Source organism: [Bacillus] enclensis (genome assembly GCF_001456935.1).
Lineage (GTDB): Bacteria > Bacillota > Bacilli > Bacillales > Bacillaceae_B > Rossellomorea > Rossellomorea enclensis.
In genome coordinates, this window is record NZ_KQ758483.1 from 16217 (window position 1) to 30462 (window position 14246).

At 45.0% G+C, this 14246-nt stretch carries 13 protein-coding genes; 9 read left to right on the plus strand and 4 right to left on the minus strand.

Annotated features, from left to right (window positions below):
* The first annotated feature begins 1 nt into the window (after position 1).
* Both AS034_RS07865 and AS034_RS07870 read left to right on the plus strand, forming a co-directional pair.
* Positions 2 to 205, plus strand: coding sequence for a hypothetical protein (locus tag AS034_RS07865; RefSeq protein WP_058298120.1), 204 nt, complete (start codon positions 2 to 4; stop codon positions 203 to 205).
* A gap of 16 nt (positions 206 to 221) precedes the next feature.
* Positions 222 to 776, plus strand: a complete 555-nt coding sequence (locus tag AS034_RS07870; protein WP_058298121.1) for a histidine phosphatase family protein — start codon at positions 222 to 224, stop codon at positions 774 to 776.
* 185 nt (positions 777 to 961) lie between these two features.
* Here the strand turns inward: AS034_RS07870 and AS034_RS07875 are convergent, their stop codons facing one another.
* Positions 962 to 2263 carry an NCS2 family permease gene (locus AS034_RS07875; protein ID WP_032089348.1) on the minus strand — a complete coding sequence of 434 codons (1302 nt, stop codon included), beginning with the start codon at positions 2261 to 2263 and terminating at the stop codon, positions 962 to 964.
* Between the two features lie 191 nt (positions 2264 to 2454).
* Between AS034_RS07875 and AS034_RS07880 the strand changes: the two genes are divergently transcribed.
* A complete protein-coding gene (locus AS034_RS07880) occupies positions 2455 to 4101 on the plus strand; it encodes a M20/M25/M40 family metallo-hydrolase (RefSeq protein WP_419184976.1) in 1647 nt (548 codons plus the stop codon).
* Between the two features lie 41 nt (positions 4102 to 4142).
* On the opposite strand, the gene AS034_RS07885 is transcribed toward AS034_RS07880, so the two are convergent.
* A complete protein-coding gene (locus AS034_RS07885) occupies positions 4143 to 4760 on the minus strand; it encodes a nitroreductase family protein (RefSeq protein ID WP_032089347.1) in 618 nt (205 codons plus the stop codon).
* 192 nt (positions 4761 to 4952) lie between these two features.
* Positions 4953 to 5081, minus strand: a complete 129-nt coding sequence (locus AS034_RS23315) for a hypothetical protein (RefSeq protein ID WP_272867397.1) — start codon at positions 5079 to 5081, stop codon at positions 4953 to 4955.
* A gap of 126 nt (positions 5082 to 5207) precedes the next feature.
* On the opposite strand from AS034_RS23315, the gene AS034_RS07890 reads away from it, so the two are divergent.
* The 6 genes from AS034_RS07890 to wrbA all read left to right on the plus strand — a co-directional run bounded on the left by AS034_RS07890 (position 5208) and on the right by wrbA (position 13196).
* Complete coding sequence (locus tag AS034_RS07890) at positions 5208 to 6167, plus strand: LacI family DNA-binding transcriptional regulator (RefSeq protein WP_058298122.1); 960 nt, start codon at positions 5208 to 5210, stop codon at positions 6165 to 6167.
* Positions 6168 to 6471: 304 nt separating this feature from the next.
* Positions 6472 to 6933 (plus strand): large conductance mechanosensitive channel protein MscL, encoded by a 462-nt coding sequence (gene mscL / locus AS034_RS07895; RefSeq protein WP_058298123.1) that lies wholly within the window; start codon positions 6472 to 6474, stop codon positions 6931 to 6933.
* A gap of 81 nt (positions 6934 to 7014) precedes the next feature.
* Positions 7015 to 7947, plus strand: coding sequence for an ATP-grasp domain-containing protein (locus AS034_RS07900; protein ID WP_058298124.1), 933 nt, complete (start codon positions 7015 to 7017; stop codon positions 7945 to 7947).
* 1103 nt (positions 7948 to 9050) lie between these two features.
* Positions 9051 to 11321 (plus strand): RNA polymerase recycling motor HelD, encoded by a 2271-nt coding sequence (gene helD, locus AS034_RS07905; RefSeq protein WP_058298125.1) that lies wholly within the window; start codon positions 9051 to 9053, stop codon positions 11319 to 11321.
* 144 nt (positions 11322 to 11465) lie between these two features.
* Complete coding sequence (locus AS034_RS07910; protein WP_058298126.1) at positions 11466 to 12296, plus strand: aldo/keto reductase; 831 nt, start codon at positions 11466 to 11468, stop codon at positions 12294 to 12296.
* A gap of 285 nt (positions 12297 to 12581) precedes the next feature.
* Positions 12582 to 13196: an NAD(P)H:quinone oxidoreductase gene (wrbA, locus tag AS034_RS07915; protein WP_058298127.1), complete on the plus strand. Its 615-nt coding sequence runs from the start codon at positions 12582 to 12584 to the stop codon at positions 13194 to 13196.
* Between the two features lie 65 nt (positions 13197 to 13261).
* On the opposite strand, the gene AS034_RS07920 is transcribed toward wrbA, so the two are convergent.
* A complete protein-coding gene (locus AS034_RS07920) occupies positions 13262 to 14152 on the minus strand; it encodes an RluA family pseudouridine synthase (protein ID WP_058298128.1) in 891 nt (296 codons plus the stop codon).
* Positions 14153 to 14246: the final 94 nt, after the last annotated feature.

Sequence of the window (14246 nt, forward strand, 5' to 3'; positions counted from 1 at the left end):
CTTGGGGCTGACTTTAATACTAGTTATCACCGGTACCATGCTCGGCTTTACGGTTTACCTGATTAATAAATCTTATCTAAGATGGCTTCACGGCAATAAGGGGCTGGATCTTCATAGTAAAGAAGTAGAATGCCCCAATTGCCGAAGACTGACGAAACGGCAGAAGACAGCTCAGGAGTGCTCACATTGTTATACAAGTTTCTAAGAAAAGAAGTGAAAACATGCCAACCACCATCTATTTTGTCCGACACTCCCATTCTGTCTATACCCCGGAGGAGCTGGAGAGGCCGCTCTCCGAAAGAGGAAAACGCGATGCAGCCCGGGTGAGGGGCATCCTGAAAGACAAGAATCTCCATGCGGTCTGTTCAAGCCCATATAAAAGGGCCATTGAAACAGTAGAGGGAACAGCCTCCTTTTTCAATAAAAAAATCGATATCTATGAAGATTTGAAAGAAAGACAGCTTTCCGGTGAACCAGTGGAAGACTTTTCGCAGGCCATCCTGAAAGTGTGGAAGGAACCTGAATTTTCTTTCCCCGGGGGTGAATCCAACAGAGAAGCCCAGAAAAGGGGTATACAAGATTTCCTTGAAATCTTGGAAAGATATGAAGGCAAAAACGTAGCAATCGGCACACACGGCAACATCATGGTCCTCATCATGAACCACTTCGATCCTCAATATGACATTGAATTCTGGCAGAAGCTTGAAATGCCTGATATCTATAAACTTACCTTTGAAGGAAAATCTCTGCTCGGAGTGGAAAGAGTGCTGGATTAAAAGGCAAGCTGAAGAGACAAATAAACAAGCCGATACAAAAGTGTTTCTTATCAAAGTAAAACCCGAACTAATATACCTATTAGCAGGTATATTAGTTCGGGTTTTTTAGATTTTTACAGCGTTTGATTGGAGTGCAAGACATAGACTCATTGCAGAGCTTTAAAAAGTATTAATCGCGATTCTATTTAATGCGGCAGGAACGCCAATTGATAGAAAAATAATACCGCAAAGATATACACAAGCGGATGTACCTGCCTCCATTGTCCTTTAACCACTTTCAACAGTGGATAGGAGATGAATCCAAGCGCAATCCCAGTTGCGATGCTTGATGTCAGAGGCATGCTCAGGATGATCAGGAAAGCAGGGAACGCTTCGTCCAGCTCATCCCATTTAATATGGGAGATGCTTCCCATCATCAAACTTCCGACAATGATGAGAGCAGGGGCCGTAATGGCCGATATCCCGGAAACCGCGCTTACAAGCGGGCCGAAGAAGGCGGAAACAATGAATAGAATCGATACCGTCAGCGTCGTCAACCCTGTCCGTCCTCCTGCGGAAACACCGGCGGAAGACTCGATATAAGCTGAAGTCGGACTTGTACCGAACATGGCCCCGATCGTCGTTGCCACAGAGTCTGCAAGCAGTGCTTCACGGGCCCTTGGCAATTGATTGCCCTTCATCAGACCAGCCTGCTGGGCAACCCCGATCATCGTGCCGGTCGTATCAAATATGGTCACAAGCAGGAAGGAGAATACGACTGCATACAAACCGTATTGAACCACATCTGCAAAAGCGGTGACCGGATTGCTGATGATCAGTCCTTCCGGAAGATGAGGGATGGCGAAGATCCCTTTGTCAAAAGAAAGGTCACCTGTGAAATAGGCAATGAAAGCTGTCACAATCATTCCGATGAATAGTGCTCCATGTACGTTCAGCACCATAAGCACAAGCGTCACAGCCAATCCTGCAAGGGCAAGGAGCGCAGAATGTGAATGCAAATCCCCGAGCTTTACTAAATTGGTAGGATGAGCTTCGATCAGTCCAGTCAGTCTTAAGCCGATGAAGGCGATGAACAGGCCGATACCAGCGGTGATCCCGTGTTTCAGATTCTGGGGGATCGCCTCGATTAATTTAGCACGGAATGGCGTCAATGAAAGAATGACAAATACGATACCTGCTACAAATACGGCAGAAAATGCTACCACATAAGAAATATCGGCATTGGCTCCGACAACCGAATAAGTGAAGTAAGCATTCAATCCCATACCCGGAGCAATCGCAATCGGATAGTTTGCAAATAACGCCATCCACAGCGTACCTGCGACAGCTGAAATGATTGTAGCCAGGAATACCTGATCAAACGGTACACCGGCATCTGCCAGGATGATCGGATTGACGACCACGATATATACCATTGTCAAGAACGTCGTCAAACCCGCCAATATTTCTGTTTTAGGGGTAGTGCCGTTCTCTTGTAATTTAAACATGTAAAAACCTCCATAAAAACGAACATTAAAAACACACAAATAATATAATATTCGGTATTAGGGTGAAATTCAATAGTTTAACTAAAAAAGAATAAAAAAATTATTTTGAAACCCCTTCCAAATAGATGGCTTTTTCGATAAGATGGTCTCAATTACAGAGATTAATTTGAAGGGAAAGGAGCGGTGTTAACGTGTATATGAAACTGCAAAACAAACCGATCTCCGAACAGATCGACCACATCACACGATCACTAGTCGCTCTTGAAAGTTATAATGGTACAGCCGGCGAAAGCAGGAAAGCTCATTATATATATGAAATTATCCGGTCATTTCCTTATTTCCAGAAGCATCCTGATAAAGTCTGGATGCAAAAGGTCCCCAATGACGGAATCGGCAGGCAGAATGTCTTTGCGCTCCTAGAAGGGGAATCGGCAAAAACTTTATTATTCCATGCACATTATGACACAGTCGGCACGGATGATTACGGTGCCCTGCAGGACATGGCCCATGATCCCGATTTCCTCCAGAAATTCTTTATGGACTATGAAGGGGAAGACAAAGTGAGGGAAGATGCCCGTTCAGGCAATTGGCTGTTCGGAAGGGGGGCGCTTGATATGCAAAGCGGGATTGCCGTCCACCTGGCCAATCTGCTTTATTTTTCCGAACAAAAGGAGCTCCCTAAGGGAAATTTACTGTTCCTGTTCAATGGGGATGAGGAAAGTGAGCATGCAGGACTGATTGCAGCCTTGTCCGAACTCGACAGGCTGAAAGGAGAAGGCTTCGACTATCTTGCGGCCGTCAATACCGATTTCATTTCACCTATTTATGATGGGGATTGCAAGAGATATATATACACCGGGGCGGCGGGTAAATTTCTGCCGGGCTTCTACATCTATGGAAGGGAAGCGCATGTCGGTGACGTATTGACGTCGATCGACCCGACGGCAATCGCTTCTAAAATCAATTTGGAAATTAATCAGAATCTTGATTTCGTAGAGAAAATTCCGGGTGAATTCACCCTCCCGCCGTCCTGTCTGTATTTTAAAGACGATAAGACGGCATATAATGTGCAGACACCACTAAGTACATCGATTTATTTCAATTACTTTGTTTATGAAAAAACGGCCAGGGACGTTTTATACGTTATGAAAAAAGCAGCCATAAAAGCGGTGGAACAGCTTGAAATGAAGAGCAGGGAACAGTACGAGAACTACCGTACCTATCACGGTTTTCCTGAAAGGGAGCTGTCCTGGCATGTGGATGTTCTGACGCTGAGGGAATATATTTTCTGGCTGAAGGAGCGGGGGCTTGATCCGGATCCCGTCATGGAGGAAGTTTTTCGCAGGCATGAAGGGGAGGATCGACGGACGATTGCTTACAAAATGGTTGAAGCGCTTCAGCTTCTCGACCCGGACCGGACACCGAGAGTCATCATTTTCTTCGCTCCGCCATTTCTGCCGCATAACTATTTAAATGAAGAAAATGAGTACGGTAAGAAAGTGAAGGATATCCTGGAGGGCTGTCTGAATCAAATTTCACATGAGACAGGGGAAGAATTCGTAGTAAAACGCTTTTTCCCTTATCTTGCAGACGGCAGTTTTCTATCCCTGCACGAGGAGGATGAAGATATAGAGGTCATCACGAAGAATCTGCCGATGATTGACGATCTCTATCCTGTCCCGATCGAAACAATCAGGAAGCTGAACATTCCTTCCATCAATATCGGCGTCTATGGTAAAGACGGTCATCAGTGGACGGAACGTGTCTATAAACCATACACTTTCTCCGTGCTGCCGGAGATCATCCAGAGAGTAACAAAGGATTTATTGAATATTTAAAAAAGAGCCGCATCGCTGCCATAGCAATGCGGCTTTGTCTTTTATTCCGCCCAATCGATCAGGTTGCGGATATCCAGCCGGTCTGTTTTTCTTGCTTCCTTCAGAGGTTTGCCTATCGTGATCAGCATGATGGGCAAGTAACGATCGGAAACGTTGAATTCAGATACGAGAGCAGATGGGTTGAAGCCCCCGATCGGGCAAGTGTCCCAGCCTTTTGCCTTTGCTGCAAGCATCAACTGCATGGCTGCAAGTGAAGCATTGCTGAAAGCAGCGTCCCTTGGATAAAGGTCACGGCTGTATGCTCCTTTGATCTGCTTGGAGAGGATCTCCTTCAATTCTGGTTTCATTTCTCCTTTTTCAACCGAAGGATCAAGGACCGGATCAATCTTTTTATCTGCCTCAAGATCGCCTAGTACTGCGACAACTGCCGAAGCATCAACGACCTGCTGCTGATTGTACGCAATCGGAAGCAGGCGCTCCTGAACCTCTTTGCGATCGAACACAAGAAACTGCCAATGTTGAAGATTCCAGGCTGACGGTGCTTTTCCCGCAACCTGAAGAATCTCTACCAATTCTTCACGGGGAATCTCAACTTCAGGGTTATACACTTTCGTAGAGCGGCGTTCTTCTGCCACCTGAAAGAAATCTGTCATGATCATGCCTCCTTGATGTGAAAAAAGTGCTATAATTCAGGATGAATCTGGATGCTGCTTACTTTTTGTAAGTGTCTGATAACATGACCACTATAACGGACGCACTTTTTTGCGTCAAGTGATGAGAATTTCCTTACACATTGCACGTTGCTAAAATAAGTTGCTTCATAAGAGTAATATTAGATAGAAGCAGCAATTTTAATGAAATAATGAATCAAAAGGATCATCTGCCTCTATGGGTGTGAAGAAATCAATGGGTTTAAGAGCCATCCAGCTCCCTCCGATAATGATGAGACAAAGAATGGGAAGATAAAAAATACCCAGCATAGCGCATCCTCCTTGCAGTTCATTTTGTGAATGGGTTAACCTTATCTTGACTATAATCTGTGAAACGCGTTTCAGAGCAAGCGCTTATATAAGAAATATTTTATCCTTACTAAAGGAGAATGGGTCATGACTAATATCCGTGAAATTGCCCGTCTCGCCGGTGTCTCAGTTTCAACCGTCTCGAGGGTCTTGAATGAACATCCTTACGTCCGCGAAGAAAAAAGACGCAGGGTCCTGGGCGCTGTAGAAGAATTGAATTACATAAAGAACGCGAATGCCGTCCACTTATCAAAAGGGAAAACATATTGCATAGGGGTGGTGATTCCCTTCTTGAACCTGCCGTACTTTGGTGAAGTACTGCAGGGAATCGCGGGGGAAGCATTGAAACACGGGTATCACCTCAAGATTTTTCAGACCAATTATGAAAAAGTGGCCGAACTAGATGCATTTCACCGCCTGCGGATGAAGGAGGTGGATGGCCTTATTCTTGCATCAAGGGCGAACTCCCTTGAAGCACTGCAGCCATTCATGGAGGGGACCAATGTCGTCTTCTGTGAGAATCTTTCCGGTGTGGAGAAAAAAGTCTTCATCAACCATTATGAAGCGGTCCGAACCGCAATGGATCACCTCCATTCAAAAGGCCATAAAGATATCGGACTGTGTATTCACCGTACGTTCGGGACAAATAGCGAAGAAAGGGTACGGGGATTTTTCGATGGAGCCGAAGCTGCAGGGCACAAGATACAAGACGGATGGATTTTCAACGACTGCATCAGCCTCCAGGACGGAAGGGAAGTCGTAGGACAGTGGGAGTCCCTTGGTGAGAGGCCGTCTGCCCTTATCGTCACGAGTGATCAAGTATCGGCAGGGATTGTATCTCAGGCAGGCAGGAAAGGGATCTCCATACCCGATGAACTGGCAATCTTAAGTTTTGATAATCATCCTATATCAGAAGTATTTGACATCACGTCTTTTGACGTACCGATCAGACAGCTGGGGGAGGAAGCATTCAAACTATTTTTAAAAGAAGAACCATCTTCCCCTGTCATCCTTGAAACCACCTTGTTTGAACGAAAAACAATGTAAGAAGTGTTGTTGGCTGAATAAGAGGGAAAACTATATTAAACTGGGTCAAAGGTATACTGCTGGGAGGCGATTCGCAATGCTTGGTAATAAAGAAGAAAAAATCCTGGTCATCGTCATGTTCGTCGTTGCCTTGTTCCTTCTTTTTGCGATTGTAAGAAAATATATCATGTAACTTATTGTTGAACCGGGCCGGTCCTTTTGGGATCGGCTTTTTATATGGGGCAATGATGAAAAATTGGAATGTCCTCATACCTTCCTGATTTCTGCCATATGATTTAGTAATGAAACGGCAGGTGAAGGGATGATGTGGAGAGAATTCAAGCAGTTCATTTCCAGGGGGAATGTGTTCGACCTTGCGATAGCGGTTATTATCGGTGCGGCATTTGGTAAGATTGTGGAATCTTTGGTGGAAGATATCATGATGCCGATTGTCGGTATCTTATTTGGCGGCGTGAATTTTGAAGGACTAAACTTGAGAGTTAGAGCCGAGGTGATTGAAATAGGAAAGTTCATTCAAACCACAGTCGATTTTCTCCTCGTTGCTGCCAGTATTTTCTTCATGATCAAAGTCTTTAACCGCCTAAAGGGAGGCGAGGAGCAATACAAAGTGAAGCAGACAACCAATCTGGAAGTGCTTCAGGAAATAAGGGACCTGCTAAAAATTGAACGGACGCATGACCCCCTGCATCTGAAGGACCCCCTGCAGCCTCCCGTCACGAAAAGCGGGATGAAAATCCATTTCAAAAATAAGAGAAATGAAAAATGAACAAAGATTTTGACTTTAATCCTACTTTTATAGTAGGATTACTTTGTATTTAAGTCGGAATCAAAAAGAGAGGGAATCATCTTGAGAAAAATTCATGTCATCCATGAAAATAGTGAGTGGACCAGGCATCTGACCGATCGTTTAGATGAATTGAATCTACCATATGAAGAGTGGTTCCTTGACCAGGGCACCGTCGACTTAACGGAAGCTCCACCGGAGGGAATCTTCTACAACAGGATCAGTGCTTCATCCCATACCCGTAATCACCGCTATGCACCGGAGCTGACGGAAAGTGTCCTGTCCTGGCTTGAGTTTCATGACCGCAAAGTTCTGAATGGTACGCGGGCACTCCGTCTCGAAGTCAGTAAAGTGAATCAATATATGGCTTTGAATGCGTCAGGAATCAGGACGCCTAAAACGATTGCGGCAGTAGGGAAGGACCAGATCATCCAGGCAGCAAAAAAATTGGACAAACCATCTTTCATCACAAAACATAACCGGGCAGGAAAAGGTTTGGGAGTACAGTTGTTTCATTCCATTGATGCGTTGAAGGAATACGTCTACAGTGACTCATTTGAAGAACCATTGGACGGAACAACCTTGATTCAGGAATATATCCAATCACCCGATCACTCCATCACACGTTGCGAATTCATTGGAGGGGAGTATCTATACGCTGTCCGGGTGGACACCTCCGAAGGCTTCGAACTGTGCCCGGCGGATACCTGCCAGATCGACGACCTTTTCTGCCCTGTTGGAGAGCAAGAGGAGAGTCCGAAGTTTCAGGTGATCGACGGGTTCGATGATGGAATTATTGCAGAGTATCAAGCATTCCTCCGTGATAACAAGATTGACGTTGCCGGAATTGAATTCATAAAGGATTCTGAAGGTGTGATTTACACATATGATGTCAACACCAACACGAATTATAACAAAGATGCAGAAGCGGCGGCTGGTCAGTACGGGATGCTGGAGCTAGCGAAGTACCTTGGCCGCGAATTGGATAGGATTTGATTTGATGTGATGTGGCCCCTCTTGGTGGAGGGGTTTTTTTATGTGGTGATGAGGGGGCATGCTGGAGGTGTTGATTTCCTTTTAAGGGGAGTGCGGATGCGGGAGAGGTGGTGTGCGTATTTGGCCTTATTTTCCAAGTGACGGAATTATCTTGAAAATTAAAAGATTATAGGATGGAATTCGAAGATTAAGCGTCGGAATTAAAAGATTCCTTGGCAAAATTAAAAGATTTTAGATCAAAATTCGAAGATTCGGGTTTTATGTCATGCCGAAATCTAGTTTTAGCAGCGTCTAGGGATACCCTTCTCGCTGAATTCTAGTATAATACCACCTTTTATCCTGTTTTTTTCTGCAAAAACTGGCGTTGCACTTCATTTTATCCAGTTTCGTCGGCTTGGTAGCCGCTACCGATTCGGCAGCAGTTGAATACATAGGTTTACTTTCCAAGTGGAGGAACAAATTTGAATATTAAAAGAATATTGGGTGGAATTCGAAGATTAATATGGTTGATATTAAAAGATTACTTTTCAAACTTAAAAGATTTCAGCCCTATAATTCGAAGATTCCGGTTTTCCAGCCCACTAAACCGGTCAGGAAGGCAAAGAACGCCTTCATGCCCGGTTCGTCTTATGCCACACGCCTCTGACCAAAGCCCTTCCGCATTTCGTATTGTCCAGCTCCGGTGGCTAGAGGCTCGAGGTCATAAGTCAAACAAGCCAAAAAGGCAAAGAGCGCCTTTCCGGCTTGTCTGCCTTATGCTTGTCGCCTCTGAACGAGCCGCCTCCGCATTTCGTATTGTCCAGCTGCAGGGCTTAGAGGCACATGTCATAAGCCAAACCGGTCAGGAAGGCAAAGAACGCCTTCATGCCCGGTTCGTCTTATGCCACCCGCCTCTGACCAAAGCCCTTCCGCATTTCGTATTGAAACTTTACCAATTATCTGATAATATATATTTCTGCTCCCAAACGCCTACATAATTTTTACAGATTTCGATGTGTCTCATTGAACGTGTTAGACCGCACGCACGGGAGTCGTTACCCCGGCGGTTTGATTAAGACGTTTTTTTCTCCATTGCGCAAAACCACTTTTGAAAGGAGAAAGTTATGACGAAGGAATCAGCACTGCACCCCGATTTTTCCAATGAATCAGAACGACTTGAATTTACAAAAAGGTATATTGACGTGGTGATTGAAACATCCCAGTCAAGCAAAGAGAAGTACAAAGAGAATATGGAGAAAGCCTTCGGGGATGTCGACTGGGGGGAATCCAGTGCGGCCTATATCGACATTCTCACCAACTCGAGCTTTTTTGAAATGTCCAAAGAAGAATTGGAATCCCTCCTTAAGGCGAAGAACAAGCCGTACTTTGCCCGGATCGATTTTAAAACCCAGGGATCGGACAGGACGGAAAAGCATTATATCGGAAAGACTTCCTTGTATCAGCGTGAAAACCAGGAACAAATCATTGTTGACTGGCGTTCCCCGATTGCGAATCTCTACTACGAGGGAAGAATCGGCGATGTCTCATATGAGGCCGAGGGTGAAACGTACGAGGGTGACCTCTCCTTAAAACGCCAATATATGATTGAAGAAGGCCGGCTTGAAGAAATCAGGGACATCGACCTGACTACAACCGACGAACTTCTGCAAGATTCATTGGCTAAGAGCTCAAGCAACCGTCTGACCGAAATCATTTCCACCATCCAGGAAGAACAGAACCGGATCATCCGGGCCGATCTGAACAGGCCGATCATTGTTCAGGGCGCGGCAGGCAGCGGGAAAACGACGATTGCCCTTCACCGAATCTCATACTTTATCTATAACTACAAGCAGCATTTCGATCCGAGGCAGCTGATGATCCTTGCACCGAGTAATTTGTTCATCGATTACATATCGGAAGCCCTGCCGGAGCTAGGGGTGGAAAAAGTGAGGCAGACGACCTTTTCCGATTATGTGATGACCTGCCTTGAAAAGAAGTTGAAGCTCGTCGAAGATGACAAGTTGATCAGGCTGATTGAGAGGAATCATGAAATTGAGGTCAAAAAGGCTTCGTGGATCTCAGGATTCAAGGGATCAAAGACGTTCAGGAGGATCCTGGATCACTATATTGAAGAAATCGAGAAAAGATTTTATCCGTCCCAGGATTTCTATGTAGATAAATATAAACTATACTCCGCAAAGAAGTTCACCCATCTTTTTAAAGAAGAGTACACCTATATGCCGGTTTACCGGCGGATTGAAAAGCTCAAATTCCTGCTGCAGGGGTATGTGCGATCAAATAAAAAACAAATGATCGAGAAGGTCGAGACTTTTTTCGACGAGAAAATCGAGAAAGCACTTTATCAGCGGGCCGGTGCCGGAAACCGCAAGGAATATATATCAAAGGCACTGGATAAAAAGGCTGAGCGGCTTGAAGAAGTGAAGAAGGCTGTAAGAACAAGTGTTACACAATACATGAAACAATTTGAAAAAAAGAATCTGGAGCAGTACTATTCCGAGCTGTTTTCAGACCCTGAACGGCTGGTTGAATACTCCCGGGGAGAGCTGGACCTGCACCAGGCGGAGGATTTGTGCTTCTATACGATGAGTCTTTTAATGAAGAAAAAATACGAAGTGGAAGATCTGGCACCCCTTCTATACTTGCAGACCCACTTGTTCGGGATCGATAAGTTCTATAAGGCCAAGAACATTGTGATCGACGAAGCACAGGATTACAGTTATATGCAGCTGTACACGCTTAAAAGGGCGCTTGAGACCGATATGTTCACCCTTGTGGGGGATCTTGCACAGGGAATCCATTCCTACAGGGGACTTCAGGCATGGGAGCCGGTCTACAAGGAAGTGTTTCCAAGAGCCACTTATACGGAACTTCAAAAAAGCTACCGGACCACAATCGAAATAATGGAAGAAGCGAATAAGCTGTTGAGCCTGCTTCCGAATGAGTTTCCAAAGGTGAATCCGGTTGTCAGGCACGGGGATGCCCCCTGTTCAATCATGTATGAAGAAGCAGGTGAGCTGGCTGAAATCATTGGCGGCATTGTTTCAAAGGGGAAGGAAGAAGGATTCCAAACGTTTGCAGTCATCGGGAAGAGCATGAAGGACTGCAGGCAGATCTACAAAACCCTCAATGAGAAAATGCCGGGGAAAATAAAGCTGTTGGAAGAGCAGGAGTCGATTCCAAAAGACAGGATCGTCGTAGTTCCTTCTTATTTATCAAAGGGTCTGGAATTCGATGTCGTGATGATCACGGTCATCGATGAAGTATTCAGCAGCGGGAATGAACTGGATATCAAGCTTCAATACGTCGCTATGACGCGTCCGCTGCACAGACTTTCTTTCATAGGAAAATCCATGGGTCAATTTATCAATCGATAAGGGTTGTCAGGCTTTTCTCCGGGGTATTCTGCACTGGGGAAAGGCTTTTTTATATAGGAGGATTAACCGAAAACGAAAACGACAATCATAATATTCGCGTTCTCCCCGGCGGATTTTGTAAAATATAGAAAGGAGGGATGCACTATGTTGAAAAATCTGCAAAGTAAAAAAACGTTACATAATGGAATCGGAATTCCATACGTTGGACTTGGCGTTTATCAAATGAAAGATCCCAGTGAAACTGTCCAGGCAGTCAAGTCCGCCATTGAAACAGGGTATCTTTCTGTCGATACGGCGGCTGTTTACGGGAATGAAGAGAGTGTCGGTCAAGGTGTAAAAGAAAGCGGCGCCGACCGTAAAGATCTATTCATTACTTCAAAGGTTTGGAACAGTGATCAAGGGTACGATACAACATTGAAAGCATTCGAAACGAGCCTGAAGAAACTTGAGATGGACTATATGGATCTGTATTTGATTCACTGGCCTGTTGAAGGGAAGTACAAGGATACGTGGAAAGCACTTGAAAGGTTATACAGCGAAGGACTTGTAAAATCAATCGGAGTGAGTAACTTCCATCAGCATCATCTTGAAGATCTGATGAGCAGCAGCAATGAGAAACCTGTGATCAATCAGATTGAATGCCATCCTCGTTTGAGTCAGGAAAAACTCAAAGCCTTCTGTCAGGAAGAGAATATCGCGGTGGAAGCATGGTCACCGATTGCTCAAGGCAGAGTACTTGATGAACCGGCCTTGAAACAAATCGCTGAAAAGCATGGAAAGTCTTCCGCGCAGGTCATCCTGCGCTGGCATCTGCAAAACGATGTTGTGATCATCCCTAAATCGGTACATGCAAACCGCATTAAGGAAAACGCTGATTTATTCAATTTTGAACTTTCATCAGATGAAATGAACAAAATCAATGACTTGAATCAAAATGAACGATTCGGTCCGGACCCGGACAATTTCGATTTCTAATAAGTTGGCCCGTCTCCCATTATGAGGGGACGGGCCGTTTTTTCTGACTATTTCCTTTTTTATGTTGACAGGTGAGATCAAAGTGATATACAATTATCTCGAAATCAAAATAAATACCACTGAGATATTTCGCCATATATTTTTTGTATGATATCTCAAATTAAAGATTTATTATTTTGAAGTAATTTAAAACGTTTTATTTATGATTTCATTGGGAAGACAGTAAATAGGAAATTTTTAGTATGAACTGAACAAATATTTTTTTAAAAAGGAGAGATTTCGAGTATGTCAAATGTAAAATTAGCAGTCATGTACTACAGTTCCACAGGGACGAACTATCAAATGGCCAAATGGGCTGAAGAAGCTGCAAAGGAAGCGGGAGCAGAAGTAAAATTGCTTCGCTTTGAAGAGACAGCACCTGAGGCGGCGATCGCTTCGAATCCAGCATGGGAAAAGCACTACAATGAAACGAAAGACAGCGTACCGACAGTAACCCTTGACGATCTGGAATGGGCAGATGCCTTTTTGTTCAATGTACCGACCCGATTTGGTAATGTTCCGTCCCAGGTGAAATCTTTCCTAGATACAACAGGCGGACTTTGGTTCCAAGGGAAACTCGCAAACAAAGTCGTCAGTGCGACATCTTCCGCAAGCAACTCGCACGGCGGCCAGGAGCAGACGGTTCTAGCCCTTTATACGACAATGATGCACTGGGGTGCAATCATCGCAGCACCGGGTTATACAGATGAGTCATCATTTGCTACAGGAGGCAATCCTTACGGAACAAGTGTAACGGTTGATCAGGAAGGCAACATGGTGGAAAGCGTCGAACCTGCCGTGAAGCACCAGACGCGCCGCACAATTCAAGTAGCGGAAGCGATCAAGAACGGATTGAAGTAAGGAATAAAAAGAGCACCCGGCTGCTTAAAAACAGTCAGGGTGCTTTTTTATGGAACGGATACGATTCAACTATTCAGTCCGATATCATCCACACACTCCGCCTCACACACTATCCGTTCACCCGTCAAAGGGTGGGGGAATGTGATCCGTGCAGCATGCAGTGCCTGGCGCTTAAAGACAGGCTTGCCCCCGTATAGAGTATCCCCGGCCAAAGGGTGCCCGACGTGACTCATATGAACCCGTATCTGGTGGGTCCTTCCTGTATCGAGCACGACCTCAACAAGAGTCATATTTTCCCGGAATTCTAATACTTTATAATGAGTGACGGCTTTTTGGCCGGAAGGGGAGACCCTCTTTCTCGTATTATGATGACGGTCGCGCCCAATTGGTTCAGATATGGTGCCTTTCTTTTGTTTAAGCCTGCCGTGTACCAGTGCAAGGTAGGTTCTTTTCACTTGGCGCTCAATCAAAAGCCTGTCTAGAATCGCTTTGGCAAGGGGATGTTTGGCAAAGATGACGGCTCCTGACGTATCACGGTCCAGCCGGTGTATATGCATGACCCGGCAACTTTCCCCCTTTGCCTGGAAGTGGAAAGCGATGAGATTCGCAAGTGTTTCTGTGTCCTGGGGACCGTTTGGATGTGTATCCATTCCCGCGGGTTTATTGACGGCAATGAGGTGGTCGTCTTCATATAAGACTTGCAAATCACCATAAGCGGGAGGGACATCATAATCCGTCTTTTTAAACAGCTCCATCTCCAAAGTGTCGCCAGGGGTTAATGGTTTATCCCATGGAAAATAGTCGCCATTTACCTTGATATCCTTATTCATCCTCATGGAATGTATTAGCTTTTTGGGTGCCTGCCACTCCTCCTTTAGGATGTGCTCTATCGTTACATTTTTCCAATTGGAGGGTAACACCAGTTGGAAGAGTGAACCTTTTCTCATTGTTTTCATCAAAAAGCTCCTTTAACTGACAAAAATCTTATACGCTTGTGGGTATTTAATCCCATTTCATCACCTGTTTTACCAAATTCATGGGTATAATTAC